Source organism: Phenylobacterium sp. (genome assembly GCF_030646615.1).
GTDB lineage: Bacteria > Pseudomonadota > Alphaproteobacteria > Caulobacterales > Caulobacteraceae > Phenylobacterium.
Map to the genome: position 1 here is coordinate 1 of NZ_JAUSLG010000073.1, position 24,843 is coordinate 24,843.

General features: G+C 66.8%; 27 protein-coding genes. 9 read left to right on the forward strand and 18 right to left on the reverse strand.

All coding sequences use genetic code 11. The features are described from left to right. From Q7S93_RS12540 to Q7S93_RS12565, 7 genes are all read right to left on the reverse strand, one after another. On the reverse strand, positions 1 to 586 hold a 586-nt coding region (locus tag Q7S93_RS12540; RefSeq protein ID WP_304714241.1), incomplete at its 3' end, for an efflux RND transporter permease subunit. A gap of 14 nt (positions 587 to 600) precedes the next feature. Then, positions 601 to 1,857: an efflux RND transporter periplasmic adaptor subunit gene (locus Q7S93_RS12545; RefSeq protein WP_304714242.1), complete on the reverse strand. Its 1,257-nt coding sequence runs from the start codon at positions 1,855 to 1,857 to the stop codon at positions 601 to 603. Then, positions 1,857 to 3,149, reverse strand: a complete 1,293-nt coding sequence (locus Q7S93_RS12550) for a TolC family protein (protein ID WP_304714243.1) — start codon at positions 3,147 to 3,149, stop codon at positions 1,857 to 1,859. Before Q7S93_RS12550 ends, Q7S93_RS12545 begins: the two co-directional genes overlap by 1 nt. A gap of 528 nt (positions 3,150 to 3,677) precedes the next feature. Then, entirely contained in the window at positions 3,678 to 5,030 is a 1,353-nt protein-coding gene (locus tag Q7S93_RS12555) for an MFS transporter (RefSeq protein WP_304714244.1), read from the reverse strand. 19 nt (positions 5,031 to 5,049) lie between these two features. Then, positions 5,050 to 5,280 carry a DUF1289 domain-containing protein gene (locus tag Q7S93_RS19060; protein WP_370652153.1) on the reverse strand — a complete coding sequence of 77 codons (231 nt, stop codon included), beginning with the start codon at positions 5,278 to 5,280 and terminating at the stop codon, positions 5,050 to 5,052. Continuing rightward, a complete protein-coding gene (locus Q7S93_RS12560; RefSeq protein WP_304714245.1) occupies positions 5,277 to 7,307 on the reverse strand; it encodes a heavy metal translocating P-type ATPase in 2,031 nt (676 codons plus the stop codon). The genes Q7S93_RS19060 and Q7S93_RS12560 overlap by 4 nt, the downstream gene beginning before the upstream one ends. A 14-nt stretch (positions 7,308 to 7,321) precedes the next feature. After that, positions 7,322 to 7,600, reverse strand: a complete 279-nt coding sequence (locus tag Q7S93_RS12565; protein WP_304714246.1) for a metal/formaldehyde-sensitive transcriptional repressor — start codon at positions 7,598 to 7,600, stop codon at positions 7,322 to 7,324. Between the two features lie 175 nt (positions 7,601 to 7,775). Between Q7S93_RS12565 and copC the strand changes: the two genes are divergently transcribed. The 8 genes from copC (at position 7,776) to Q7S93_RS12605 (ending at position 16,267) form a co-directional block, all read left to right on the forward strand. Continuing rightward, on the forward strand, positions 7,776 to 8,147 hold the full coding sequence (copC, locus tag Q7S93_RS12570; protein ID WP_304714247.1) for a copper homeostasis periplasmic binding protein CopC: 372 nt from the start codon (positions 7,776 to 7,778) through the stop codon (positions 8,145 to 8,147). 1 nt (position 8,148) lies between these two features. After that, entirely contained in the window at positions 8,149 to 9,078 is a 930-nt protein-coding gene (gene copD / locus Q7S93_RS12575; protein WP_304714248.1) for a copper homeostasis membrane protein CopD, read from the forward strand. Between the two features lie 77 nt (positions 9,079 to 9,155). After that, positions 9,156 to 9,536, forward strand: coding sequence for a hypothetical protein (locus Q7S93_RS12580; protein ID WP_304714249.1), 381 nt, complete (start codon positions 9,156 to 9,158; stop codon positions 9,534 to 9,536). A 96-nt stretch (positions 9,537 to 9,632) separates the two neighbouring features. Continuing rightward, positions 9,633 to 9,887, forward strand: coding sequence for a hypothetical protein (locus Q7S93_RS12585; protein WP_304714250.1), 255 nt, complete (start codon positions 9,633 to 9,635; stop codon positions 9,885 to 9,887). A 140-nt stretch (positions 9,888 to 10,027) separates the two neighbouring features. Beyond that, positions 10,028 to 11,236 (forward strand): TolC family protein, encoded by a 1,209-nt coding sequence (locus Q7S93_RS12590; RefSeq protein ID WP_304714251.1) that lies wholly within the window; start codon positions 10,028 to 10,030, stop codon positions 11,234 to 11,236. Continuing rightward, positions 11,233 to 12,717 carry an efflux RND transporter periplasmic adaptor subunit gene (locus Q7S93_RS12595; protein ID WP_304714252.1) on the forward strand — a complete coding sequence of 495 codons (1,485 nt, stop codon included), beginning with the start codon at positions 11,233 to 11,235 and terminating at the stop codon, positions 12,715 to 12,717. Before Q7S93_RS12590 ends, Q7S93_RS12595 begins: the two co-directional genes overlap by 4 nt. Then, positions 12,714 to 15,866 carry an efflux RND transporter permease subunit gene (locus Q7S93_RS12600; protein WP_304714253.1) on the forward strand — a complete coding sequence of 1,051 codons (3,153 nt, stop codon included), beginning with the start codon at positions 12,714 to 12,716 and terminating at the stop codon, positions 15,864 to 15,866. The genes Q7S93_RS12595 and Q7S93_RS12600 overlap by 4 nt, the downstream gene beginning before the upstream one ends. Next, positions 15,863 to 16,267 (forward strand): copper-binding protein, encoded by a 405-nt coding sequence (locus Q7S93_RS12605; RefSeq protein ID WP_304714254.1) that lies wholly within the window; start codon positions 15,863 to 15,865, stop codon positions 16,265 to 16,267. Before Q7S93_RS12600 ends, Q7S93_RS12605 begins: the two co-directional genes overlap by 4 nt. Positions 16,268 to 16,303: 36 nt before the next feature. On the opposite strand, the gene Q7S93_RS12610 is transcribed toward Q7S93_RS12605, so the two are convergent. The 8 genes from Q7S93_RS12610 to Q7S93_RS12645 form a co-directional block, all read right to left on the reverse strand. Further along, the gene (locus Q7S93_RS12610) at positions 16,304 to 16,753 is read right to left on the reverse strand and encodes a DUF411 domain-containing protein (RefSeq protein ID WP_304714255.1); all 450 of its coding nucleotides are present in this window, start codon (positions 16,751 to 16,753) and stop codon (positions 16,304 to 16,306) included. After that, the gene (locus Q7S93_RS12615; RefSeq protein ID WP_304714256.1) at positions 16,750 to 17,019 is read right to left on the reverse strand and encodes a heavy-metal-associated domain-containing protein; all 270 of its coding nucleotides are present in this window, start codon (positions 17,017 to 17,019) and stop codon (positions 16,750 to 16,752) included. Before Q7S93_RS12615 ends, Q7S93_RS12610 begins: the two co-directional genes overlap by 4 nt. A gap of 75 nt (positions 17,020 to 17,094) precedes the next feature. Further along, positions 17,095 to 17,592 (reverse strand): DUF305 domain-containing protein, encoded by a 498-nt coding sequence (locus Q7S93_RS12620; protein WP_304714257.1) that lies wholly within the window; start codon positions 17,590 to 17,592, stop codon positions 17,095 to 17,097. Positions 17,593 to 17,626: 34 nt separating this feature from the next. Next, positions 17,627 to 18,709, reverse strand: a complete 1,083-nt coding sequence (locus tag Q7S93_RS12625; protein WP_304714258.1) for a copper resistance protein B — start codon at positions 18,707 to 18,709, stop codon at positions 17,627 to 17,629. Next, positions 18,706 to 20,553: a copper resistance system multicopper oxidase gene (locus Q7S93_RS12630; RefSeq protein ID WP_304714259.1), complete on the reverse strand. Its 1,848-nt coding sequence runs from the start codon at positions 20,551 to 20,553 to the stop codon at positions 18,706 to 18,708. Before Q7S93_RS12630 ends, Q7S93_RS12625 begins: the two co-directional genes overlap by 4 nt. Before the next feature lie 121 nt (positions 20,554 to 20,674). Continuing rightward, entirely contained in the window at positions 20,675 to 21,247 is a 573-nt protein-coding gene (locus Q7S93_RS12635) for an RNA polymerase sigma factor (RefSeq protein ID WP_304714260.1), read from the reverse strand. Then, a complete protein-coding gene (locus tag Q7S93_RS12640; RefSeq protein WP_257817718.1) occupies positions 21,244 to 21,684 on the reverse strand; it encodes a periplasmic heavy metal sensor in 441 nt (146 codons plus the stop codon). Before Q7S93_RS12640 ends, Q7S93_RS12635 begins: the two co-directional genes overlap by 4 nt. Continuing rightward, positions 21,681 to 21,998 (reverse strand): hypothetical protein, encoded by a 318-nt coding sequence (locus Q7S93_RS12645; protein WP_304714261.1) that lies wholly within the window; start codon positions 21,996 to 21,998, stop codon positions 21,681 to 21,683. Before Q7S93_RS12645 ends, Q7S93_RS12640 begins: the two co-directional genes overlap by 4 nt. Positions 21,999 to 22,133: 135 nt before the next feature. On the opposite strand from Q7S93_RS12645, the gene Q7S93_RS12650 reads away from it, so the two are divergent. Then, entirely contained in the window at positions 22,134 to 23,267 is a 1,134-nt protein-coding gene (locus tag Q7S93_RS12650) for an acyltransferase family protein (RefSeq protein ID WP_304714262.1), read from the forward strand. Positions 23,268 to 23,333: 66 nt separating this feature from the next. On the opposite strand, the gene Q7S93_RS12655 is transcribed toward Q7S93_RS12650, so the two are convergent. From Q7S93_RS12655 to Q7S93_RS12665, 3 genes are all read right to left on the reverse strand, one after another. Then, on the reverse strand, positions 23,334 to 23,693 hold the full coding sequence (locus Q7S93_RS12655) for a DUF305 domain-containing protein (RefSeq protein ID WP_304714263.1): 360 nt from the start codon (positions 23,691 to 23,693) through the stop codon (positions 23,334 to 23,336). Between the two features lie 17 nt (positions 23,694 to 23,710). Then, positions 23,711 to 24,112 carry a four-helix bundle copper-binding protein gene (locus Q7S93_RS12660; RefSeq protein WP_293395145.1) on the reverse strand — a complete coding sequence of 134 codons (402 nt, stop codon included), beginning with the start codon at positions 24,110 to 24,112 and terminating at the stop codon, positions 23,711 to 23,713. 339 nt (positions 24,113 to 24,451) lie between these two features. After that, on the reverse strand, positions 24,452 to 24,826 hold the full coding sequence (locus Q7S93_RS12665; protein WP_257835849.1) for a hypothetical protein: 375 nt from the start codon (positions 24,824 to 24,826) through the stop codon (positions 24,452 to 24,454). Between the last annotated feature and the right edge of the window lie 17 nt (positions 24,827 to 24,843).

Here is a 24,843-nt window from a genome sequence, read left to right on the forward strand (position 1 = left end):
CGTGATACTGCCGCTCGAAGCCGCCGATGGTGTTGACCTCGGTGACCCCCGGCGTGTTGCGAAGTTGCGGCCGGATCACCCAATCCTGCAGGGTTCGCAGGTCTTCGGGGGTATAGCTCCCGCCGTCCGGCTTGCGTGCACCGGGCTTGGCCTCCAGCGTATACATAAAGATTTCGCCGAGACCGGTCGCGATGGGTCCCATCTCCGGCGAGACCCCTTCGGGAAGCTGGCTTCGGGCAATCTGGAGGCGCTCGTTGACCAACTGGCGGGCGAAGTAGATGTCGGTGCCGTCCGCGAAGATGGCGGTCACCTGGGACAGGCCGTAGCGCGAGACCGAGCGCGTGTACTGAAGGCCCGGCACGCCCGCCACGGCGGTCTCGACTGGGAAAGTGATGCGCTGTTCGGCCTCGAGCGGCGAATAGCCCGGGGCCTCAGTGTTGATCTGAATCTGGACGTTGGTGATGTCCGGTGTGGCGTCGACAGGCAGGCGCTGGAAACTCCAGACGCCGACCGCGGCCGAGACCAGGACAATGGCCATGACGAGCCATCGGAAGCGGATCGACTGTGCGATGATGCGTTCAAGCATGGTCTGCGCGCTCCCTAGTGGTCATGGCTCGCGCCGGACTTTTCGATGTCCGCGCGAATGAGGAAGGCGCCGTCGCTGACGTACTCGGTCCCGGGCTCAAGTCCACCGAGCACCTCGGTCCACTCGTCGGTGCGGCGCCCGAGTTCGAGCATCCGGACCTCGTAAGTGTCGCCGACCTTGGCGTAGACGACCGTGAAGTCCCGGAAGGGCTGCAGAGCCTTGGTGCGTACCGCGAGCGGGACGCTCCCCTCCCCGACCTGAACAACGCCCTGGACGCCCAGGCCTGGACGCCACACGCCGCCTTGGAACGGCAACTCCACGTGGGCGATGAGTGTCTGGCTGATGGGATCGGCCGCCGGCAGGATGACCTCGATCACACCCATGGCGCGATGACCGCCGGCTTGGCTCACGACCTCGACCCGCTGACCAACCCGCACGCGCTCGGCGTCCTTCGGATAAAGGAAGAATTCCGCGTGCAGCCGTGTCGGATCACCGATGGTCAGCATCGGACTGGTTCCGGCCATCGTTCCCACATTCACCGTCTTGGTCAGGATGACGCCGGAGATCGGGGCGGTGATCGCGTAGGTCTGTAGGCTCTCGCTCGATTCCACGCGCGCCAGGACCTGACCCCGCGTCACGCGCTGCCCAAGGGCGGCATTGAGGCTGACGACCCTCCCCGGGTATCGGGCGAAGACCTCACTCTGGCCTTCCGGTGTGATCTCAACACGGCCGTTTAAGGGAAGTGATTCGCCGAGCACCGCGGCTCCCGCCCGCTCTGTCTTAACGCCGCCAGCCTTGGCGGCGTCTGCCTTGATGACCGTGCGGCCCTCATAGGACTGGTAGGTCCACGCCGAGCGCGCACCGCCTCGCGTGGCGGCGACGCTGACGTCGAAGGAGTGCGGTTCGGAGACGACGCCGGGGCTGGCGAGATAGTCGGCCTCGGGCGTGAAGGTGAAGCGGTCGATCTTCGGTCCAAGACGGGTGAGCGCGATCGAAACCTGGACCTGGCGCGGATCCAGCGGCTTATCCTTCAAATAGGGATAGAGCCGGAACAGCGGCGCAGGGCCTTCCTCGTAGATGGTGACTTCAAGGCTGAAGTCTCCGTCGCGCAGCAGGCGACCGTTGTGCGGGCCACGTTCGTATTCAGCTGGACCAGCTTCGGCGCCGGCTTCGGCTGTCGGGGTCTTGGACCGCTCGCCGCAACCGGTGAGCAACCCGGCGGCGAGGACGAGGGCGAAAGGCGCAATGCGCCAGGTTCGGACGGGCGTCATTAGCGGATCTCCGCGGTTCGGGTTTGAGTGAGGCCAGCCTGACGGCCGGACAGCCGATCAAGGGCGGCCTGATCAAGGTGGTATTGGCGCAGGACGCTGACCCGGCGGGCCCGCGCGTCGGCGAGTGCGCGCTCGGCCTCCGTGACGTCGAGGTAGCTGAAGCCTCCGCGATTGAAGCCTTCCCGCACCTGCTCGACGGACTTGATCGCTGGGGGGATCACTTCGGCGCGGATCCGCTCGGCCTCGGTCGCTGCCGACGAAATCCTCGCGATCAGCTGAGCGATCTCACGTTCTCTGGCGAGGCGTGCAACCGCGATGTCCGCCTCAGCGGCGGTCCGCTCGGCCCGCGCGCGTTCTATTCCTGACCGATTGGTATCGTAGCGCCGCAGCGGGATCGTGCCGCCGACAACGAAGGCGACGTTGTTTCCGTCGCCGAGGTAACGGATTCCAGCCCGGACGGTCGGATCAACGACAGCACGCGCCTGCTCCACGCGGATATTGGCGATGGCGACGTCCCGTTCGGCCTCGAGGAGCGCGAGGTCCGCGATCGTCAGGCTGGCGGGGACAACAGGTCCCTTGGCTTCGAAGAACGGCTCGAGCGCTAAGCGGAATTCTGGGCCGCCGCCCCAGAACCGGGCGAGCGCGGCGCGGGCGTTGCGGGCGCGATCCCGAGCCTGGTCACGCGCTATTTGGGCCTGAGCCGTCATCATATCGGCCCGGGAACCGGCGAAGAGCGGGTCGCGCGCAGCTTTCACCCGCCGCTCGATGTCAGCTTGGGATTGGTGAGCGGCGATGAGGCGAGCTTCCGCGATCAGCAGCTCGGCCTCGGCCGCGGTCGCTTCGGCGTAGGCGACCTGGACATCCCGGAGCAGATCGAGCGTGCGCACCTCGCGCCGCAGGCGGGCGACATCGATCTCGGCACGCGCCCGCCCCGTGCGGGCCTCGCGCTTGCCGCCCCGTTCAACGGTCTGCTGATAGCTGACCGTGGCTTCTGTCCGGTCGAGGAGGGAATAGGCGCCGGTGCCGGCGAAATTCTCCAGCTCCACCCCTAGCGTCGGGTTGGGCCGCACCCCGGCCTGACGCAGGTTGGCCTGCGCCGCTGCAAGGCGAGCGTCCGAACCCGCGAGCGTCGGATCCGCCCCCGCCGCTTTGGCAAGCGCCTCCGTGAGGCTAAGGGCTGGCGGCTCTGTCTGTGCCCTCGCCGCCGTCAGGCTCGCGAGGTTGAGTGCGAGCGTGGCCGCGATGGCCAGGCCCAGTCGCGCGCTGGCGCGACACCGGAATCTGAATGGCATGTGTCTCTCGAAGCATGGGTGATCAGGCGCGCGCGGCCTGATTGCCGCGCTACGTCAGGCGATGACTTCGAGAGGTGCTCTTGGAGGGCGTTCTAGCCCTAGGATCATGCCTGAAGACGGCGGCGCATCGTTTGGCCCACGCAGCGACAGGGCTTGCGCTGAAATCACCGACGTGGCGTCCCCGCGAGGGAGCGGAGCAAACTGCGGGCCGTCCCCGTGATGGTGGTGCGAGGGTCCGTCCGTAGATACGTCATCGGCGGCGCTGACTTGCGGCTCGTCGTGACCCGCCTGATGGTCGTCGTGGTCGAAGTGGATCTCTAAAGCCGGGTGATCCGCCATCTGGCTGTGCTGAACCTGATCCACAGTAGCGATAGTGGATTGCGAGGCGAGCACAGCCGTCAACGCCACGCATAGCGTGGCGAGGAACGTCCTCAGCTTCGTGGCTCGCAGAGCTAGCACTTTAGAACTCCCGACACGCGTTACTAGGTTGTGCGGCTTGGCGAAGCAAGACGAACGACGGTCATGTGACTACATGCCCGCCTTCGGCCAATGGTGGTGAAGATCATCGATGACGAAAGGGTGCACGTGCGCTGCGCGTGTGCTGACAGGCTTACCCTCTCCCTCGCGCAGGTGCGGATGTTGGGGCGGCAGGTCCGGATGCACGTGCGCAAGTTCGTCAGGGTCGGCGGCAGGCCAGACCTTGAGCGCGACGACCACGCCGACCAGGCTAAGGCCGGCGAGGGCTACGAAAGTTGGCGCCATGCCGTAGGCGGCTCCGAGGGAGCCCGCCACAGTGTAGGTCAACAGCCAGCAGGCGTGCGACAGGGCAAACTGAGCGGCGAAGAGCGCGCTGCGGTCCTCAGGCGTCGCCGAACGCCGCAAGAGCCGTCCTGACGGGGTCAGGACGGCTGAATAGCCTACTCCTATGATCGCCCACAGGATCAGCAGTGAGACCCAGTGGTCCACGCCAGGCGCAACGGTGAGCAAGGCCATGACGACCAGGGCCACGGTCAGAAGGCAGGAAGCGGTGATCATAACCGTGCGGTCGCCCACACGCTCCAACACGCGCGGGAGCAGCAGGGCCGCGACCATCGAACCGCCACCGAAGGCGGCCAGAGCCAAGGCCATGTCGTCGGCCGATCGGCCGAGCAGGGTCCGCACAGAGACGACGGTGTTGACGATCACCATGGCGCCGGCGGCCGCGGCTGCGAGATTGAGCGCCAGTAGCCCTCTCAGCCTTGGTGTCTTGAGGTAGATGCGAACGCCGCGCGTGGTGCGCGCGTAGATTCCGCCTTCGCGCGCCACGGTCTTGGGCTGCGGGACGATGACAGAGACCACCAAGGCGGCTGAGGCCAGGAAGCCGACGACAGTTCCGCCAAAAAGCCAATGGAAGCTGATGACCGTGAGCAGCGCGGCGGCCAGCATCGGGCTGACTAGGCTTTCCATGTCGTAGGCCAGACGCGAGAGCGACAGCGCCCGCGTGTAGCGCTCCTCGTCTGGAAGAATATCCGGTATGGCGGCCTGGAAGGTCGGCGTGAACGCTGCAGAAGCCGATTGCAGGAGGAAGATCAGCAGGTAGACCTGCCAAATCTGGGTGACAAAGGGCAGCGTGATGGCCACAGAGGCGCGCACCAGATCCATCGACACAAGGAAAGCTCGTCGCGGAAGGCGATCGACGAAGGCGTTCACGATGGGGCCGACGCCAATGTAGGCGATCATCTTGATCGCCAACGCGCCGCCAAGCACAACGCCGGCGTTCGCGCCGGCCAGGTCGTAAGACAACAGACCCAGCGCTACTGTCGCCAGGCCGGTGCCGACCAGGGCGATCACCTGCGCCAGGAAGAGATGTCTGTAGGTTCTGTCCGCAAGAACGCTCAACATCACCAGTCCCTCCGTTGAGTCATGACAGCGAACCTCGGGGAGGCGACGCGGAATCGCTGAGGGTGTGGCCCTTCCCCTGTTCGCTCAGCCGATCGACACGGCGCTTCAAATCCTTCGACATCATCTGGCGAGCACGAGGTTGCATCTTCCGCCAGGCGCGGATTTCAGGAACGGTTCGACCACAGCCGATGCACCAGCCTGATCGACCATCAAAACTGCAGACGCTGATGCATGGATCGCCCGACTTCACGGGTGGACCGCCGCCGGCTGAACCCCAAGAGGCGTTGACGGGGCCTTTCCCTCTTCAGCCCCAACCTTGCGCGGCAGCAGCCGGGCCGAGTTGAGGATGAAGGCCATTTCGGACGCGACGTGAATGAATGCCGCCATCAGGGGATTCAGCACCCCCACGGCCGCCAAGCCTATCCCGATCGCGTCGATCGCGAGCGTGCCGGCGAAGTTCTGCCAGATGATGCGCCGCGTGCGCCTTGCCACCTTGAGGGTCTCCACGAGACGGACAAGATCATTGCCCAGCAGCACGACGTCGGCGCTCTCCTGGGCGACGTCCGTCCCAGACCCCATCGCGATGCCGACGCTCGCTTCGGCCAGTGCGGGTGCATCGTTGACACCGTCGCCGACCATGGCGACCGTCCGCTTCTGCTGGATGAGCGCCTGGATTCGCGCGAGCTTGTCTTCCGGCAGGAGGCCGGCTTCAATTTCCTTGATGCCGAGGCTGCGGCCCACAGCCTGAGCAACGGGAAGCGCGTCGCCGGTCAGCAGGAGAGTGCGTATCCCGAGAGCCGTCAGGCTTTCGATTGCGCGCTTGGCTTCGGGGCGCACCGTGTCAGCCACTGCAATCGCGCCGAGCAGCACTCCGTCCCTGGCGACATAGACCTCCGAGGCCGCTTCGACGCCGAGGTTCAGCGGCGCTGTGATCGCCACGCCGTTGTCCCGCATCCAAGCCTGGTTGCCGACCAGGATCATGGAGCCCGTCACCCTGGCGGCGATGCCCCGCCCGGGCGTGTAGGCGAAGTGTTCAGGCTCAGCAACCGGGCGTCCTTGGGCCTTGGCATGGGTGATGATGGCCTTGCCCAGCGGGTGCTCCGAGCGCAGCTCAGCTGCGGCAGCCGCGTCGAGCAGATCTTCGGCGCTGACGCCGGGCGCGGCTACGACGGCTTGCACTTCCGGCCGGCCGAATGTGAGCGTGCCGGTCTTGTCGAGCACCACGGTGTCGACCTTGCCGAGCGTTTCGAGATGGACGCCGCCTTTGATGATGGCGCCGAGCCGAGCGGAGCGGCCGATGCCGCCGAGGATCGCAAGTGGGGTGCCGGCTGCGATGCCGCAGGCGCCGGCGACGATAATCACGGAGATGGTCGAGTAGATGTTTTGGGTGATGAGGTAGGTCAGGACGGCGGAGCCGAGCGCAAAATAGACCAGGTAGCCGGCCATGCGGTCGGCCAGGCGTTGGACGGGTGCGCGCGAGCGCTCGGCCCTTTCTACCGCCTCGATGATCTTGCCGTAGCTGGTGTCGCGCCCGATCCGCTCGGCGCGCACTTCAAGCGCGCCCGACTGATTAATCGACCCGGCGAACACTGCGGCGCCTTCGATCTTCTCCACCGGCATCGATTCGCCGGTGATGCGGGATTCATCGACGAAAGAATTGCCGGACAGGACCGCGCCATCGACCGGGATACGGCCGCCCGGAGCCACCAGGATGGCGTCGCCAATATTGAGCTCGGCAGCGGAAATCGTCCGAATGGAGCCGGTTCGGCGGACGGAAACCTCGCTGGGCAGGAACTCCAGAAGATCCCGGATCGCCTTGCGCCCCCGCCCGACCGTCAGGCCTTCGAGGACCTCGGCCACCAGAACGAAAAGCGTGATGACCAGGGCGGTGAAGAATTCGCCGATTGCAGCAGCCGCGACGATGGCGATCGTCATCGACAGCTCCATCGTCATGCGGCGTTGAAGGACGTTCTCGAACGCTTCCTTAAGGATCGGCCAACCGCCAACCAGAAGGCCGACAACGCCGATCACGCTGATGGTAGGGATCGGCTCCCACACCTTGAACCAGACCAGCGCCGCAGCGACAGCCACGAACCCAATACGCAGGGCTTCTTGCCGCTCGAATGGGTGTTCGTGGTCGTGACCATCTTCGTCATCATGATCGTGATCATGAGAATCATGCCGATGGGTGTTTTCGTTCAGCGCGGCTGGCGCTGTCGTCCGGACCTCCGCCTGGTCGGCCAGGCTTGCCCGGTCGCGCTTCGTTTGGTCGGCCATGGCTGGCTTCCTTGTCATTTCAAGTAACTGCGGACGACCTCGATCAGCTGTTCGGCGCCTTTGGCGCGTTCGGGATCAGGGTCGTGCGCCGGATCGACGACATGATTGCGAATATGGTCTTCCATAACCTCGGCCATGAGACCGTTCATCGCCCCGCGGACCGACGCGATCAGCTGAAGCACCTCCGCGCAGTCGGTCTCCGTCTCTAAGGCGCGCTCAACTGCTTCCACTTGTCCGCGAATGCGCCGTACGCGGGCGATCAGCTTTTTTTTCTCCCGAACGGTGTGGCCCATCGAAAACCCTCTACGTGTAGAGATAATATAGGGGGGTATGCTATCAGCATCAAATGAAACGCGCCCGTTCCCCGTTGATTCATGGCGACAGCCAGATGAGGCGGAGCCAACTAGATTGAGGGCTCAGGAGGCTGCGGTGCGTAGACCCTCACAGACACCTCGTCGGGAGACCCAAATGAGAAACCGCTATTTCGGCCTTGCCGCCCTCTCCGGCGCCACGGCTCTCCTCGCCACCAGCCCCGCCTGGGCTCACGCCCAGCTGGTGAGCTCCAATCCTGCAGCCAACGCCGCCGTCGCGGCCGCGCCGAAGGTCATCACCCTGACCTTCAACGAAAAGCTTGTGCCGGCCTTCTCCAAGTTCGAGCTCACCATGCCGGAACATGGCGGGATGAAGGTGCCGGTGAAGACGACCGTCTCGACGGACGGCAAGAGCATTACCGGCACGCCCGAAGCGGCTCTGGCGAAGGGCGCCTACAAGATCGTCTGGACGGCGGCCTCGGCCGACGGCCACAAGATGAACGGCGAAGTGGCCTTCAAGGTCGGTTGACGTGCTCGAGTCTGCGGTCGTCGTCCTCAGGCTGATGCAGTATGCGGGAGCGATGGTCCTCATGGGATCATCGCTCTTCTTCATCTATGCCCTCCCCTCCACGGGTCCCGGCTCGGCCGCGGAGGCGCCGTGGACCCGCAGGCTGCTGGCGGGCGCGGGCGCGCTGCTGGCGCTCGCGACGCTGCTCTGGATCGCGGCCCAGGCCAGCGTGCTGGCCGGATCGATGGTGGAGGGACTCAAACCCGAGGCGCTCGGCGCCGTGGTGACGAGTATGGACCTCGGCAAGGCGGGCGTCCTTAGGGCGGGGGTCGCCCTCCTGGCCACGATCCTCGCCGTGATGCTGAGGCCAGCGCGAGCCAGCTGGATCGTCGCGGCCGCGCTCGGAACTCTCGCGACCGCAACCTTCGCCTGGATGGGTCATGGCGCGGCGACGGAGGGGCCAGGCGGTGTCATCCACCTTGTCTCCGACATCCTTCACAGCTGGGCTGGGGCCGTCTGGATCGGCGCGCTTGTGGCCTTCGCGCTGATCCTGCGCATCCGCAGCCCCGCGCCGGCGGGCTTGGTCGCCCTGCACCGGGCCCTGCACGGCTTTTCGGGCGTGGGCGCGCTGCTGGTGGCGGTCCTGGTGGCGACCGGACTCGCCAACAGCTGGTTCTTGGTCGGGGTGGACCGGATCGACGGCCTCTGGACCACCCCTTATGGGCGGCTCTTGAGCCTCAAGCTCCTCCTGTTCGTGGCCATGCTCGGCCTGGCGGCCGCAAACCGCTTCCGGCTGACGCCTGTCCTGGCCCTGGCCTTGGACGAACCATCGCGGCAAGGCGCGGCGCTTGCGGATCTCCGCCGCAGTATCGCGCTGGAGACCGCCGCCGCCCTCGGGGTCGTCGCGCTCGTGGCCTGGTTCGGCACGCTCGCGCCGCCGGCGGCGATGTGAATCCTATGGCGCGCCCGCAAGACACAGCATCGCGAAACCAAGTGACAACGGTCGCTGTGGCGCTAGGCTCACGGGCGATGCGCTTCCTGCTCGCCCTTCTGGCCGTGTTCGGCCTCCTGGCCAGCCCGGTGTCCGCCGCGGCGGCCCAGGCGACCTGCCAGGGACATGGCGACGCGATGATGAGCATGGCGATGGCCGACATGCCGGGGATGGATCACGCCGACGGCGAGGCCGACCCCTGCTGCGACCCCGCCAAGGACGTGACCCCCTCGAAGCACGATGACATGAGCTGCCTTCTCGCGTGCATCGCCATGTGCGGCGTGACGGCGGCCCTCCCCAGCATGCCGCCCGTCAGCCTCCTTAAGGCTGATCACTTCGCGCCCGCGCCCGGGCGGATGGCGTCGTTGACGCCCCACGACCCCGGACGCCTCGAACGACCTCCCAGACCGATCACCTGAACCCAGCGCTGCTCGCCTGCGGGCGGCGCTTTGCGTGCAGAGCCCGGCCGGACTCCGTCCGGCCATGATGATCGATCCCAATCGGGAGTGTTTCCCATGACCTATCGTATTTCCCTGACCGCAGCGGCGCTGGCCCTCGCTGCGGCCGCGAGCGCCGCTTCCGCCCAGCCCTACGGCAAGGGCGGCAATTACAACATGGCGCCAAGCGCTCGGCCGCCCGCGGCCCAAGCCGCGCCCATGGGCGACTGCGCCTGTCCGATGATGAAGGGCGACCGGGCCATGCGCGAGCAGTGCATGACCGTGATGCTTGATCGTGGCCCGCCGACGCCCAAGAGCGGCTCCGCCGGCTGACCGTGATCGCTCTCGCGCGCCCTGATCCCCTTTGGGCGCGCGGTGAGCGAGGGCGCTTGCGGCCGGCTTGCCCGGCCGTCGGCGCTTCACGCCATCCCTTGTTCTCTTAAGAGGAGTTCCTCATGCGGCCTCTTTGGCTGATGCTGGGCGCCGCGTTCCTATCGAGCGCCGCCCAGGCCGCCCCCCTCACCTATTCAGCGGCGCTGCAACGCGCCGGCGAGGCTCCCACGCTTCAGGCCAGGGCGGCCGAGGTCGCAGCTGCTCGCGCGGCCGCAGGCGCGGCGGGACGCCTGCCGGATCCGAAGCTCCGGTTTGGCCTCGACAACTTTCCCGTCTCCGGTCCGCCCGCCTGGCGGTCCGGGCCGGAAAGCATGACCATGGCCACGGTCGGCGTGATGCAGGATGTCCCCAATGGCGCGAAGCGGCGCGCCGAGCGCGAGCGCGCAGCCGCCGATGTCAGCGCAGCCGAGTCGGGGCAGGCCGTGGAGGCCCGCAACGTCCGCCTCGCCGCCGCCGTGGCCTGGATCGACCTATATTACGCCCAGCGTAAGCTCGCGGCCTTGGCCGAGATCGCGGCGGCGCTCAAGCCGCTGCACGATGCCGCGCCAGCCCAGCTGGCGGCTGGCTCAAGCCGCCCGGCCGCGGCCTTGGAAGCGGACGAACTGACCGCGGCGCTCGGCGACCGCCGCGCCGAACTGTTGGCCGCCGCGGCCAAGGCCCGCGCTGAGCTGACGCGCTGGACCGGTGAGCCTGAACCGGAGGCGCTGGGGGATCCGCCGCCGCAGACCGTAGACGCCCCCAGGCTGCGGGCGGCTCTCGACCATCACCCGGCGCTGCTCGCCTACGACGCCATGGGCGGTCAGGCCGCAGCCGATCTGGCGGCCGCGCGGGCGGACAAGCGGCCCGATTGGAGTTGGGAGCTCGCCTATCATCGCCGCGACCCGATGTGGGGCGACATGGTCTCCCTCGGCGGAACTGTCAGCCTGCCGATATTCCCCGGCAAGCGACAAGACCCGATGATCGCCGCCAAGGCCGCGAGCGCCGGCCGCGTGAGCGCGGAGCGGGAGGCCATGCGCCGGCAGCTGCGCGCCCAACTTGACGCCGACCTCGCCGACCATGCCATGCGCCATGACCGCATGATGCGCGCGCAGGCGACGCTCGTGCCCCTCGCCCGACGCAAGGCGGATCTGGAAACGGCCAGTTACGCTGCGGCGAGCGCCAGCCTCTCCGATGTGCTCCAGGCCTTTCTGGAACTGGCGGAAGCTCGCGTCGACGCCCTGGACCGCGAGGCGGCCGTGGTCCGCGATGCGGTGCGCATCAACCTCACCTACGGAGCCGGCGAACCATGAGCGCCCTCAATCTTACCCGTGCTCAGCTGGCGGTCGGCGCCGCCGCCCTGACGCTGATCGGCGCCCTCGGCGGCTATGGCTTGGCGCACCTGCGCCAGACCGCGCCGGCCGCGAGCGCAGGCCCGGAGGCGGGGCGCAAGGTCCTCTACTGGTACGATCCGATGGTTCCGGGGCAGCGCTTCGACAAGCCCGGAAATTCGCCTTTCATGGACATGCAGCTGGTGCCCCGATACGCCGACGAGGCGCCCGGAACGGCCGGCGTGCGGATCGATCCGGCGCAGCTCCAAAGCCTCGGCGTGCGCTATGCGACGGTGCGGCGGACGGCCTTCGCCGAGGATCTCACCGCGCCGGGCCTTCTCGAATTCAATGGGCGTGACGTGGCCATCGTGCAGGCCAGGGCCGCAGGTTTCGTGCAGCGGGTCTATGGCCGCGCGCCCGGCGACGTTGTCACCGCCGGGGCGCCCATCGCCGATCTGCTGGTCCCGAGCTGGGGCGGTGCCCAGGCCGAGTATCTTGCGATCCGCAGGTCAGGCGACGCCACACTTGAGGCGGCCGCGCGCCAGCGGATGCGCCTTCTGGGCATGCCGGATCCCCTGATCGACTCTGTCGCCCGCTCGGGCCGCCCACATGCAGTCGTCACCGTCACCACACCCGTGGCTGGCGCGATCCAGACCCTCGACGTCCGCGCGGGCATGACCGTCAGCATGGGCCAGACTTTGGCCCAGGTCTCCGGCCTGAACACCGTGTGGATGACGGCTGCGGTTCCCGAGGCCCAAGCGGGCCTGGTGCGCCCCGGCGCCTCCGCCCGCGTCGAGCTGGCCGCCTTTCCGGGCGAGGCTTTCTCCGGACGGGTCAGCGCCGTCCTGCCCTCGGCCCAGACGGAAAGCCGAACGCTGCAGGCTCGGGTCGAGCTGCCCAACCGCGGCGGACGGCTGCGGCCGGGCATGTATGGGACCGTCCATCTCGACGGACCGACGAGGCCGGTCCTGGTCGTGCCGGCCGAGGCGGTGATCCGGACCGGGCGACGGGCGATCGTCATGCTCGCTCTGGACGGCGGGCGCTTCCAGCCCGTCGAGGTGAAGATCGGGCGCGAGGACGGCGGGCTTACGGAGATCCTCGGCGGCTTGCAGGAGGGCCAAAGGATCGTCGCCTCGGGCCAATTCCTGATCGACTCGGAGGCGAGCCTCGCTGGGCTGCAGGCCCGGCCACTCGCCCCGGCGATCACGCCTCAGTCCGCCACCGCGGCGCCGACGCTCCTTGAGAGCCGTGGCCGCGTCGAGGCTTTGAAGGGCGACCAGGTGACCCTCAGCCACGAGCCCGTCCCGGCGATCGGCTGGCCCGCCATGACCATGACCTTCAAGCTCGATCCGCCCGGGCTCGCCGCTGGCGTCAGGGTCGGCGACCAAGTCGCCTTCGGCTTTGAGCAACGATCGGACGGCCCTGTGGTTCGGCGGATCGCCCCGGCGGGAGCGCGCCGGTGATCGCCGCCCTCATCCGTCTCTCTGTCCGCTTTCGGCTCGTCGTGCTCCTGGGCGCTGCAGTCCTGCTGGCCTCGGGTCTCCTCGCCTTGCGCGCCACGCCCGTCGACGCCCTGCCGGACCTTTCCGACGTCCAGGTGATCATCCGCACCACCTACCCCGGCCAGGCGCCGCAGATCGTGGAAAGCCAGGTCACCTATCCGCTCACCACCACCATGCTCTCGGTGCCGGGCGCCAAGACGGTGCGCGGCTATTCCTTCTTTGGCGACAGCTTCGTCTACGTGCTGTTCGAGGACGGGACCGACCTCTATTGGGCCCGCTCGCGCGTGCTCGAGTACCTCAACCAGGTGCAAGGACGGCTGCCGGATTCCGCCAAACCGGCCCTCGGGCCCGACGCCACCGGCGTCGGCTGGATCTTCGAATATGCCCTCGTCGACCGGTCCGGGCGCCACGACCTCGCCCAGCTCCGATCCCTGCAGGACTGGTTCCTGCGATACGAGCTGAAGACCCTGCCCGGGGTGGCCGAGGTCGCCTCGATCGGCGGCATGGTCAAGCAGTACCAGGTCGTCCTCGACCCGGTGCGGCTGGCCGCCTACGGCGTCACCCAAGCTGAGACCGTCGAGGCGATCACGCGGGCCAACCAGGAGACCGGCGGCTCGGTCCTGGAGTTGGCCGAGGCGGAGTATATGGTCCGGGCCGGCGGCTACCTGAAAACCCTGGACGACTTTCGCGCGATTCCGCTCAGGATCGCGCCCGGCGGCGTCCCCGTGCGCCTCGGCGATGTGGCGACGATCCAGATCGGCCCCGAAATGCGCCGCGGCATCGCCGAGCTGAATGGTCAGGGCGAGGTGGCCGGCGGCGTGATCGTGCTGCGTTCGGGGAAGAACGCCCGCGCGACGATCGCCGCCGTGAAGGACAAACTCGTTGAGCTCAAGAGCAGCCTTCCGCCCGGCGTCGAGATCGTTACGACCTACGACCGCTCGCAGCTCATCGACCGCGCCGTCGCCAATCTGCGCGAGAAATTGATCGAAGAGTTCATCGTGGTGGCGCTCGTCTGCGTGCTCTTCCTCTGGCACGCTCGGTCGGCGCTCGTCGCCATTCTCACCCTGCCCCTGGGCGTCCTCTTCGCCCTCATCGTCATGCGGGTGCAGGGCGTGAACGCCAACATCATGTCGCTTGGCGGCATCGCCATCGCCATTGGCGCGATGGTCGACGCTGCCGTGGTCATGATCGAAAACGCGCACAAGCGGATCGAGCGCTGGGAGGCCGACCATCCTGGCGAGCCCCTGGTCGGTGAGACGCGATGGCGCGTAATCACCGAGGCGGCGGCCGAGGTCGGGCCGGCGCTCTTTTTCAGCCTCTTGATCATCACCCTGTCGTTCGTGCCGGTCTTCAGCCTGCAAGGCCAGGAGGGGCGGCTCTTCGGGCCATTGGCCTTCACCAAGACCTACGCCATGGCCGGCGCGGCGATCCTCTCGGTGACCCTGGTGCCGGTGCTCATGGGACTGCTGATCCGCGGTCGGATTCCGCCAGAGAGTTCCAATCCCTTGAACCGCTGGCTCATGGCCGCTTATCGGCCGGGGCTCGACTGGGTGATGCGGCGGCCGAAGACGACGCTGCTGATTGCGCTCATGGCCTTTGCGACCACAGCCTGGCCCCTTAGCCGGCTGGGCGGGGAGTTCATGCCTCAGCTGGACGAGGGCGACCTCCTCTACATGCCCTCGGCCCTGCCGGGGATCTCCGCTCAGAAGGCGGCGGAGCTGCTTCAGCAGACCGACCGGCTCATCAAGACGGTCCCGGAGGTGCAGACCGTCTTCGGCAAGGCAGGCCGGGCGGAAACCGCCACCGACCCTGCCCCGCTCGAGATGTTCGAGACGACCATCCAGTTCAAGCCACGCAGCCAGTGGCGCCCGGGTATGACGCCCGAGAAGCTGGTCGAGGAGCTGGACCGAACGGTGAAGGTTCCCGGACTCGCCAACGTCTGGGTGCCTCCGATCCGCAACCGCATCGACATGCTGGCCACCGGCATCAAGAGCCCGATCGGCGTGAAGGTCTCGGGCCAGGATCTGGCGCAGATCGACCGTATCGCCCACGACATCGAGGCCGTGGCTAAGACCGTGCCCGGCGTCTCTTCGGCCCTGGCCGAGCGCCTGACCGGAGGCCGCTATGTCGACGTGACCATCGATCGGGCGGCCGCGGCGCGCTACGGCCTCAACATCGCCGACGTCCAGGATGTGATCTCCACCGCGGTCGGCGGGCAGACCATCGGTCAGACGGTTGAAGGCTTGGCGCGATACCCGATCAGCGTCCGATATCCGCGCGAGCTCCGAGACAGCCTGGAGGGCCTGCGTCAATTGCCGATCCTGACCCCGGCGGGTCAGCAGATCATCCTCGGGACCGTGGCGGCGGTCGAGGTCACCGACGGACCGCCGATGCTGAAGACGGAGAACGCCCGACCCTCTACCTGGGTTTATGTGGACGTCCGGGGCCGCGACCTCGCCTCGGTCGTCGCCGATCTGCAGTCGGCCGTCACCGGCAAGGTGAAGCTCGCGCCTGGCGTCTCCGTCGCCTACTCTGGCCAGTTCGAATACCTGCAGCGGGCGACCGAGCGGCTGAAGATCGTCATCCCCGCCACCCTGGTGATCATCTTCCTGCTGCTCTTCATGACCTTTGGCCGTCTGGACGAGGCGGTGCTGATCATGGCCACCCTGCCCTTTGCCCTCACGGGAGCCATCTGGACCCTATATCTCCTGGGCTATCACCAATCGGTCGCCACAGGCGTCGGCCTCATCGCCCTGGCCGGCGTCGCCGCCGAGTTCGGGGTCGTCATGCTCATCTATCTCAAGGTGGCGCTCCACGACCGCGGCCCAGCGCCCTCACCGGCCCAAGTGGAAGACGCGATCCGCGAAGGCGCCCTTCTGCGGGTCCGGCCGAAGGCGATGACCGTGGCGGTGATCCTGGCGGGCCTCTTCCCGATCCTCATTGGTCACGGCGCCGGCTCGGAGGTGATGAGCCGCATCGCCGCCCCCATGATCGGCGGTATGCTGACGGCGCCGCTGCTCTCGATGTTTGTCGTGCCGGCAGGCTACCTGCTGCTGCGACGGCGACGTTCCGCGTCCTCAGCTGCAATCCTCAAAGGAGACCAACCATGAAGCGTATTGTCCTAACCGGCGGCATCCTGGGCGCAGTCCTTGCCTTGGCCGCGTGCGGTCAGGAGTCCGAGACGACCATGGTCGAAGCGCCGGCCGCGCCAGCGGCGGACACGCCTGCCGCCCCGACCGGCGATATGGCGGGGATGAACATGGCCGGCTCGCAGGTCGCCAAAACGGCCAAGGGAACGGGGACGGTGAAGTCCGTCGACGCTGGCGCCGGCGCCATCACGGTCGACCACGGCCCAATTCCGGAGGCCGGCTGGCCGGCGATGACCATGGCCTTCAAGGCGGCGCCCGACCTCGTCCAGAGCGTCAAGCCAGGCGACAAGGTGGCTTTCGACCTGACGCTCAAGGATGGCTCCGGCGAGATCACCGAGATCACCGCGATCACCAAGCAATAGGACGGGGGGCTGGGGCGCTCGCGACGGCGTGCCGCCTCAGCCGTGGCGCGCGAACACCCGCGTCTTGCCGCCGGGCAGCAGCAGGAGCGTCTGGTAGGGCTCTTTGCGGCCGTCCGGCGTCTCCATGCCGGGCGAGCCGAGCGGCATGCCAGGCACGGTGACGCCCAAGGCTTTCGGCCTCTCCTTGAGGAGCCGGCCGACGTCGACGGGCGGCACGTGGCCAACCGTGACGTAGCCCCCAATCGTCGCCACGTGGCACGACGAGAGTTCGAAGGGTACGCCGTAGCGCTTGTTCAGCGGCGTGACGTCATCGACCACCACCACCTTCGGCCGGTATCCGGCGCGCGCCATGGAGGTGATCCAGCCGCCGCAGCAGCCGCACGACGCGGTCTTGTAGACGGTCAAGGGCGGTGGCGCGGCCGCCCAGGCGCTCGGCGCCGCCAGAGCGGCGGCACCGGCGACGAGCAGATGACGGCGAGGAATCATCGAGGATCAGCCCCCAAGGGTGAGCGCTTCCCGCCGCAGCAGGACGCCTTGGCGACCGGCGCGGCTTCCGTAGCTTCCGCAGGCGCGTAGCCCGCCTCGCGGATGGCGTCGCTTACGTCCGGGCCGGCGGCGGTCGTAGTAACCTCGACCGACTTGCGGGAGAGGTCGATGGCGACTTGGGCCGCCGGATCGACACTCTTTACAGCCGCGGTGATGGCCTGCACGCAATGGCCGCAGCTCATGTCGTCGATTTGGTAGCGAAGCATGGGAATCTCCTCAGTCAAAGCCTCGCCCGAACAGATAGGGTTTCCCACGATAGGAAGGTCAAGAGCCCGCGATCTCTAAAGACGTTCGAGGATCGTCTTCATCTGCTTTATCTCCCGAGTCTGCGACGCGATGATGCCGTCTGGCCCGTAGCAGAGGTCGCGCAGTTCCGGATCCTTGAGCGAAGCCTCCTTGCACATCAACAGCGCGCCCGAATGGTGCGGAATCATCGACTGCACGAACTGGCGATCACCGACGAGGCCCTGCGCCCGGATGCCGATTAGCGAGAGCAGGAAGATGGCGACGAAGGCGACGTGCAAAAGCACGTTCAGCTTCGAGTTCATGTACATGGACTTCATCGTCAGCAACATGACGACGGCCATCGGGGCCCACATCACGAGCGCCATGTAGAAGAAATTGATGTTCTGGATGAATTCGCCCCAGCTGAATATCATCGTGAACATGGCGAAATACATAACCGCCAGACTCAGAGACAGATTGACGGCAAGCATCACATAGTGATGCCGCCGCCCCTTTGTGCTCATGCTGGCCTCGCCGTGGTGTGCGTCTTTCACGTCAACCTCCTGAGCGGTGTTGCTTCATAGCAACTCAAAACCAAGCTCTCAGGCCCACGATGAAACGCGTGCTCTCCACGTCTTCCCCGTGGGCGCGCACGAATTCGGCGGTGTCGCCGAACGCGCGCTCGTAAGAGACGCCGATGTAGGGGGCGAACTCCCGGCGGATTTCGTAGCGAAGCCGCAGGCCAAGCTCGCCCTTCGACAGGCCCGAGCCGATCTCGCTTTCAGGAATGTCCTGGGCCGCGAACTCAAGTTCCGCCCGCGGCTGCAAGATGAGCCGCTGCGTTAGTCGGAAATCGTAGCTGCCCTCGACACGGGCCAGCAAATCGCCCTTCTCGGACAGAAAGAGCGAGCCCTCGGCCTCAAACCAGTAGGGGAACATCGCGTCCACGGCGAGCGTGGCGTAGGCGCGCGAGCGTGGTTCCAGGTCGTAGCGGATGCCAGCCTGTACGTCGGTGTAGCGGGCGACGGCGCGGGAATAGAGGAGCTGAACCTCCGCGGCTTCCACGCCTTCGCGTGACTGGCCTTCCCCCTCGGTCTTGAAGACGAACCTATTGATGTCGCCGCCGTACCAGCCCTCGACCTCCCAGCTGTAGCGGTCGCCGTTCGGGGTCCACTCGAGCAGGTCCGCCTGGAGCTTGGAGACCCGCGAGCCCCCGTGCTCGCTCGCGAGGATACCGCGAGCGAGCTGCATCTGCCCCGTCCCGAAGACCCGATCGGCCACGTTGTCGGTGATTACGGCCGGCGCCGGCGCATTGCCGACCGGCAGGGCCGACCCCATCTGCCCGCCATCCATCGGCGCCATGGCGTGGCCCGCGTGCGGGTCGGCGGGGGCCGGCATCACGTGTCCGGCGTGCGGATCGGTAGGCGTGGCGGCGGGCTGCGCGGGCATCACATGCCCTGCATGGGGATCCGCGGGGGCTGCGGGCGTTTCGGCGGGCCGGGCGGGGCTTGAGGCGGGCGGCTTGGCCGGCATCACATGCCCCGCGTGCGGATCAGCGGCAGCAGCAGGCTGCGCCGGCATCACGTGACCGGCATGCGGATCGGCGGCCTGGGCGGCCGCTGCCGTTGCGGAACCGGCCAGCGCCAGGGCCAGGAGGGACGTCCGGATCATGCCGCCGCTCCTTCGACCGGGCGCACCTTGAAGACTTGGAACATGCCCGCGTGCATGTGGTAGAGCATGTGGCAGTGGAAGGCCCAGTCGCCACCTTCCGCGGTAACGTCGAATGACACCTTGCCGCCGGGCAGCACGTTCACCGTGTGCTTTCGCGGCAGATGGCCGACCGGTCCGTGCACCAGCTCGAAGAAGTGCCCGTGCAGGTGAATCGGGTGCGTCATCATCGAGTCGTTGATCAGGGTAATGCGCACGCGTTCGCCGGCTCGGAAGGAATAGGCCGGCGGGTTCTCGCTGAACTTCCAGCCGTCGAAGCCCCAGATGAACCGCTCCATGTTGCCGGTGAGATGGATGTCCATCGCGCGATCCGGCGGCCTGGGGTCGGGGTTGGGATCCAGCGCGATGAGGTCCTTGTAGACCAGCACCCGATGACCGACGCTTTCCAGCCCAAGGCCGGGATCGCCGGTGCGATCCATCGGCATGGGCGCGATCATCTGCACGCCCGGCCCCTTCTTGATTTGAGGGGCCTTCGACCAGTCCAGCATGTTCATGTCCATGCCGCCCATGTCGCCCATCACATCCGAGCCACGCTGGCGCGGCGGCGCCATGCCGGGCGGCGGCCCGGCGGCCATGCCCGGCATGGCGCTATGATCCATCCCCGGCATGCTGGAGTGGTCCATTCCAGCCATGCCCGTAGCGCCCATGCCGGCGTGCGCCGACATGTCCATGCCCATGTCCTTCATGGTCAAAATGGGCCGCTCACGTAGCGGCGGCACGGCCGCGCTCATCCCAGCGCGGGGCGCCAGGGTCGCCCGTCCCATGCCAGAGCGGTCGATCGCCTCCGAAACGATCGTGTAGGCGCGATCCTCGGTCGGGTGGACGATCACGTCGTAGGTCTCGGCGTTGCCGATCTGGAACTCGTCCACCTCGACGGGCCGGACATTCTGGCCGTCGGCTGCGACGACCGTGAGCTTCAGGCCCGGAATGCGGACGTTGAAGACCATCTGCGCCGCACTGTTGATAAAGCGCAGGCGCACCCGCTCGCCGGGCTTGAAGAGCCCGGTCCAGTTGTCCTTGGGGCCGTGGCCGTTGACGAGGAAGGTCATCACCGCGCCGGTGACGTCCGAGATGTCGGTCGGATCCATGAGCATCTTGGCCCATTCGATCCGTTCGGCGAGGGTTTGGTCCTTACCGGCAAGCAGGCCGGCGATCGTCTGGCGCTGATAATTGAAGACCCCGCCCTGCTGCTTCAGCCGCTTGAAAATCAGGTGCGGGTGCATCTCGCTATGGTCAGCTAGCACCAAGACGTGCTCGCGGTCGTAAGCGACGGGATCGGGCTTCGCCGGCTCGATGACGATGGGGGCGTAGTGGCCCTCCGCCTCCTGCAGACCCGAGTGGCTATGGTACCAGTAGGTGCCTGACTGAATGATCGGGAACTCGTAGACGAAGGTCTCGCCGGGGCGGATGCCGGGAAAGCTGACCCCCGGAACGCCGTCCATCTCGAAAGGCACCAGCAGCCCATGCCAGTGGATCGAGGTGTCCTCATCGAGGGTGTTCGTCACCGCGATCCGGACCCGCTGACCTTCTTTCAGACGAATGAGCGGACCGGGCACGGTCCCATTGATCGTCACCGCGTGTCGGCGCTCGCCGTCGATCGTGATCGGTGTGTGGCCGATCGTCAGCTTGATGTCCTCGCCCGAAAGGGTCGGGAGGGTCGAGAGTAGGCCCGGCGTCGCGCTCTGCGCCCAGGCGGGCAGCAGCGAACTGATCGCCGCTCCGCCCCCGAGTATGGCCGCCCCTTTGATCAAGGTGCGGCGGTCAAGGTCAGGTCGTGGCCGGGACATTCGAAATCCTACGATCGAAACAACACACGAGGTGATGGGGCTTCCCACTGTGGGAAGGTCAAGCGCCCCGACCACACAAGCTCTACGCAGCTCGGGGCCATCGCCCCTGAACTTCCGAGGATTAAATCGCCGAGCGGTCGATAAGCTCCGCAAGCTGCTGGCGGGCCCGGTAGACGCGCGTCTCGACGGTCTTGACGGTCACACCCAGGAGCAAGGCGGCTTCCTGCTGCGTGAGCTCGTCGAAATACGTCAGGAGCAACGGCTCCTTCAGCTTGATCGGCAGGCGGTCGATGGCCTTCTGGATGACGGCCCGACGCTGCGCCGAGACGGTCGCCTCCTCGCCATCGGGTGCCGGGTCAGGCTGCGCCTGAGCCTCGGGGGATTGCTCGTCCTTCTCGCCCAGGATGAGCCGGCGCACCGCCAGACGGCGGGCGCGATCACGGCATTTGTTCAGCGCGATGGCGCGGAGCCATACGGGAAAGGCGCGTTGGCCGTCAAAGCGCGCGAGCGCCTTCCACGCCGCCACGAAGGTCTCCTGCACGACGTCGACGGCGGCGTCGGCATCGGCGACGTAGCGACGCACAAAGCCGTAGAGCGGCGGGTTGTGCCGCCGCATGAGCGTCGTGAACGCCCGATCCTCCCCGTCCAGCGCGCGCAGGACGAGATCGGCGTCCGTCTCTTCCTCAAGCGTCACGGCGCCTGTTCAGTGAGGGCCTCAGCGACACGCTTGTCGAACTGCGCGGCCTGGTCCGGCGTCAACACGGTGCGCATCGCCAGGACGTGCAGGATGGTTTCGTTCTGAAGGGCCCCCATGGCGTCGTGGAACCGTTCGACCGCGGCCTTCACCTCCGGCGAGTACTCGTGACGCACCTGAATGGCCCGGGCGAGCTCGGCGTTGGCGGCGCGCAACTCGGCCTCCCGCGCCCGACGCCGGACCGCGAAGTCTTGCTCGAGCACGTCCAGCCGCTTCCGCTGCTCGGGGGCGAGCTTCAGCTCTTCGTGGACGAACTCATGCAACGAAGGCTGGTGACGCTGGTCATAGATGTAGCGCGCGCCAATCCAGGTTCCCCCAACGGCCGCGATGACCGTCAGGAGCAGCGTGAGGATCAGCCCACGGCTGAAGAAACTCATCCGTGGTGATCCAGAAGGGTCGAGGGCGCGAGCTCTGCCTTGACAGAGAAGGCGGACACCTCTTGCGACTGCGCCGCCACCGCTGCTGCAGTCACCCCACCGCTCGCCACGCCCAACCCCAGCGCGCCAATCACGGCCGCGGCTCGAGCCACATAAAGCGTCGGCGCCGCCGCCCGCGCTTGGCGGACGCGCTCGATGCCCTTCCAGACCCTCGCCTCCAGCCTCTGGTAGCTGGCGGGTAGCGGCTCCGATCGAAGCGCTCTCAGTTCGTCATCAAGTCCGTCGTTCATCGCAACACCCCGATCATTCGTCATGACTCTATACGCAGGATCTGGTGGGCTCCCCTCAACTGAGGGCCGGCGGCGCCGTCCCGCGTATGTCCTATAGAGGTCGGGAGCTGGGGGGCTGCAATGGTTCGTCGCGAAAGCGAAGCGCGCGAGGCTGGAGGCGTGTTTCCAGCCGATCTCCCGGCTCTTACCAGCGTACGCTTCTTGTTGGCCTTGGGGGTGGTGCTCTTCCACTATCAGCTGCAGTGGCCTTGGGACGCCATGTCGTCGACCGGGTTCTTCGACCGGGCGCGGCTCGGGGTCGACGCCTTCTTCATCCTCTCCGGCTTTGTCCTGACCCACGCCTATCGCGATGCGATCGCCGGAAACCGGATGAATTATGGCAGGTTCCTGATCGCCCGCTTCGCCCGAATCTACCCGGCGCACCTGGCTGTGCTCGCCTTCGTGCTGGTCATGGTCACCACGGCGAGCCTGGTGGGCGCTGAGTTCGACCGCAATCTCTACAATCCCGCCGGCCTCGTCACGACACTGCTCCTCGTTCACGCCTGGCTCCCGGAGGTGGTGAAAGCCGAATGGAACGGTCCCTCCTGGTCGCTGTCCGCCGAGTGGTTCGCCTATCTCGCCTTCCCGGTATTTGCGTGGATCGGTCTGAAGCTTCGGCGCCGGCCGATGCTGCTCTTAGCGCTGACCGCCCTGCTCTTCCTGGCGCTGGACCAAGTCTACCAAGCCCTGTTCGACGACATTGTAGTGCACGCTGAAGCGAGCATGGGCATACTGCGCATCATCCCCGAATTCCTCTACGGCGTGGCCCTCTACCGCTTAGGAGAACGCCTGCTGCTTGGTCGCCGGGCCGCCGTCCTGTTCGCCGGGGCGGCGGCGATTCTTCTCGTCGCGCTGATGCACCTGAAGGCCGACGACCGATGGATCGTCGCTGCAGCGGGCCCGCTCGTACTGGCTCTGGCTATGCTCTCGAAGGTACAGGCCGAGGGTGTCCTCAAGGCGCGCTGGCCCCGCCTCGGGGGCGAAGCCTCCTACGCGCTCTATCTCGTCCACATGCCCATCCTGATCGCCTGGAAGGGCGTCTGGTCGGCCGCCCAGGGGCGCGACAGCGGCTATGTACTCGGCTGGTGGGAGGTAGCCGCGCTCTTGGCGCTGTCGCTTCTGGCGGCCATCGCCCTTCACCTACTGTTCGAGGGGCCGGCCCGTGCTTGGATTCGTCGCCGGGCGGATCGCCTTTGGCCCGCCCCTGAGACTCGGGCCCAGATGCGACCAGGCTCCCAGCCGCCTGACATCTAGGTCAGGGTCCAAGGGCGAGCGATCTGATCGGCCTGGGCGGGCGCAAGGAGCCCGCGGCTGATCTGCTTAGGGCTTCGGCGTGCGTCCGCCATGCTTGTCGAGCCAGGCCTGTAGCTCAGCGATCTCCTTGCGCTGCTCGTCCGCCGTCTTCTGCGCCATCCTCTTGATCTCTGCGTCGTCACCATGCTTCAGCACCGCCTCCGACATGGAGACCCCGCCCCTATGGTGCTCGATCATCTTGAGCGCCCAGGCTCGATCGGGATCGGCGTCGTTGGCGGACATCATCTTCTGATGCATGTCCTGCATGCCCTTCATGTAGTCCTGCTTGGCCATTTGGCCGTGTTGCATGCTGGTGGGGCCCTGCTGAGCAAGGGCCGGTGCGGCGAGCAGCGCGGCCGCAGCCGCAACGATGGCGATCATTTTCATCTGGGAGCCTTTTGCGATCAGTGAAACGTCTGGAGGGCGGCCTGACAGGCCTGTTCGCAGCGCCGGCACGATTCGGCGCAGATGCGGCAGTGCTCATGCATGCTGGCGTGACGGTCGCATTCCTCCGCGCAGAGCCGGCAGGCCTCCTCGCATGCCCTCAGCACACTCTGGATGATCGGTTCGTTTGAGCCGGTGCGGCGTGATGCGATGTGGCCAGCGGCCGTGCAAATGTCGGCGCAGTCGAGGTTCAGGCGAATGCATTGGGTCAGCTGCGCGACCATCTGCTCGCCCAGGCAGGCATCGGCGCACGACGTGCAGCTCTGAGCGCAGTCGAAGCATTCCTCGATGCAGCGGATCAGGCTGTCGTTTGTGTTTCCGCGCACCTGGGGGTGCGTACTTATTATTTCATGGGCGTGCATGGCCGTCATCCTATGCAGGTGGATGGCCGCTGAACCCTCATTCTGGAGTTCCGTTCCGCCGCACGGGCCGAGGAGCGAAATCTTTTGTCCGTAGAACTGAAAAACCGAGGGAGCAGCCTTCCGCGTGCGTATTGCCGCTCGTCTTTTCCGGGCTCAAGCGGGTGGGGGTGAACTCATCATGGGAGCGCAGTGACGCTCACGCGAAGCCTCACAGCTAGCTTGCCGGAGATGGGAAACGCACGGGAGTTCGTCAGTGGGCGGCTCCGGGCTAAGCGTCATTAACATCCCGTGCTCGTGCGCTACGGCAGAAATGCACAGGGCCGGACCCGACGGCGCCACCTACATGTGTCCGTCCATCTTCATCGGCGGATCCGCTTTCTTCATCGGGATGGAGCCGTCGTTCTTGGCGCCCATGCCGTCGGCATGCGCCTTGGCGCCCATCTCCATTCCGCGCTCATGCGCATCGCGTTCCATCTCCATCCCTTCACGGTGCCCCTCGGCGCGAGCCTCTTCTAGGGTTTCAGACGAACTGGAATGATGCTCGCCGGCTTCGCCCGGGGCGTCGGGCGTCGTCGCCGGAGCCGTGGCGACGGGCGACGGGGCGCCGGGCGCCGGAGCCTCCGTCTTCTGCTCGCACCCGGCCAGGCCGATCGCCGCCAAGGCGACGGAGCCAGCCAAGGCCTTTAGCAGACGGGGCGGCAAGAGATGGGTCATGGGTCGCGTCCTGTCGG

Bases quoted from the DNA above. Each gene is read 5' to 3' on its own strand.
- Q7S93_RS12545 (WP_304714242.1), bottom strand. From the start codon at position 1,857: ATGACGCCCGTCCGAACCTGGCGCATTGCGCCTTTCGCCCTCGTCCTC.
- Q7S93_RS12550 (WP_304714243.1), bottom strand. From the start codon at position 3,149: ATGCCATTCAGATTCCGGTGTCGCGCCAGCGCGCGACTGGGCCTGGCC.
- Q7S93_RS12555 (WP_304714244.1), bottom strand. From the start codon at position 5,030: ATGTTGAGCGTTCTTGCGGACAGAACCTACAGACATCTCTTCCTGGCG.
- Q7S93_RS12560 (WP_304714245.1), bottom strand. From the start codon at position 7,307: ATGGCCGACCAAACGAAGCGCGACCGGGCAAGCCTGGCCGACCAGGCG.
- Q7S93_RS12565 (WP_304714246.1), bottom strand. From the start codon at position 7,600: ATGGGCCACACCGTTCGGGAGAAAAAAAAGCTGATCGCCCGCGTACGG.
- copC (WP_304714247.1), top strand. From the start codon at position 7,776: ATGAGAAACCGCTATTTCGGCCTTGCCGCCCTCTCCGGCGCCACGGCT.
- Q7S93_RS12580 (WP_304714249.1), top strand. From the start codon at position 9,156: ATGCGCTTCCTGCTCGCCCTTCTGGCCGTGTTCGGCCTCCTGGCCAGC.
- Q7S93_RS12585 (WP_304714250.1), top strand. From the start codon at position 9,633: ATGACCTATCGTATTTCCCTGACCGCAGCGGCGCTGGCCCTCGCTGCG.
- Q7S93_RS12590 (WP_304714251.1), top strand. From the start codon at position 10,028: ATGCTGGGCGCCGCGTTCCTATCGAGCGCCGCCCAGGCCGCCCCCCTC.
- Q7S93_RS12595 (WP_304714252.1), top strand. From the start codon at position 11,233: ATGAGCGCCCTCAATCTTACCCGTGCTCAGCTGGCGGTCGGCGCCGCC.
- Q7S93_RS12605 (WP_304714254.1), top strand. From the start codon at position 15,863: ATGAAGCGTATTGTCCTAACCGGCGGCATCCTGGGCGCAGTCCTTGCC.
- Q7S93_RS12610 (WP_304714255.1), bottom strand. From the start codon at position 16,753: ATGATTCCTCGCCGTCATCTGCTCGTCGCCGGTGCCGCCGCTCTGGCG.
- Q7S93_RS12615 (WP_304714256.1), bottom strand. From the start codon at position 17,019: ATGCTTCGCTACCAAATCGACGACATGAGCTGCGGCCATTGCGTGCAG.
- Q7S93_RS12625 (WP_304714258.1), bottom strand. From the start codon at position 18,709: ATGATCCGGACGTCCCTCCTGGCCCTGGCGCTGGCCGGTTCCGCAACG.
- Q7S93_RS12630 (WP_304714259.1), bottom strand. From the start codon at position 20,553: ATGTCCCGGCCACGACCTGACCTTGACCGCCGCACCTTGATCAAAGGG.
- Q7S93_RS12640 (WP_257817718.1), bottom strand. From the start codon at position 21,684: ATGAGTTTCTTCAGCCGTGGGCTGATCCTCACGCTGCTCCTGACGGTC.
- Q7S93_RS12645 (WP_304714261.1), bottom strand. From the start codon at position 21,998: ATGACGAATGATCGGGGTGTTGCGATGAACGACGGACTTGATGACGAA.
- Q7S93_RS12655 (WP_304714263.1), bottom strand. From the start codon at position 23,693: ATGAAAATGATCGCCATCGTTGCGGCTGCGGCCGCGCTGCTCGCCGCA.
- Q7S93_RS12660 (WP_293395145.1), bottom strand. From the start codon at position 24,112: ATGCACGCCCATGAAATAATAAGTACGCACCCCCAGGTGCGCGGAAAC.
- Q7S93_RS12665 (WP_257835849.1), bottom strand. From the start codon at position 24,826: ATGACCCATCTCTTGCCGCCCCGTCTGCTAAAGGCCTTGGCTGGCTCC.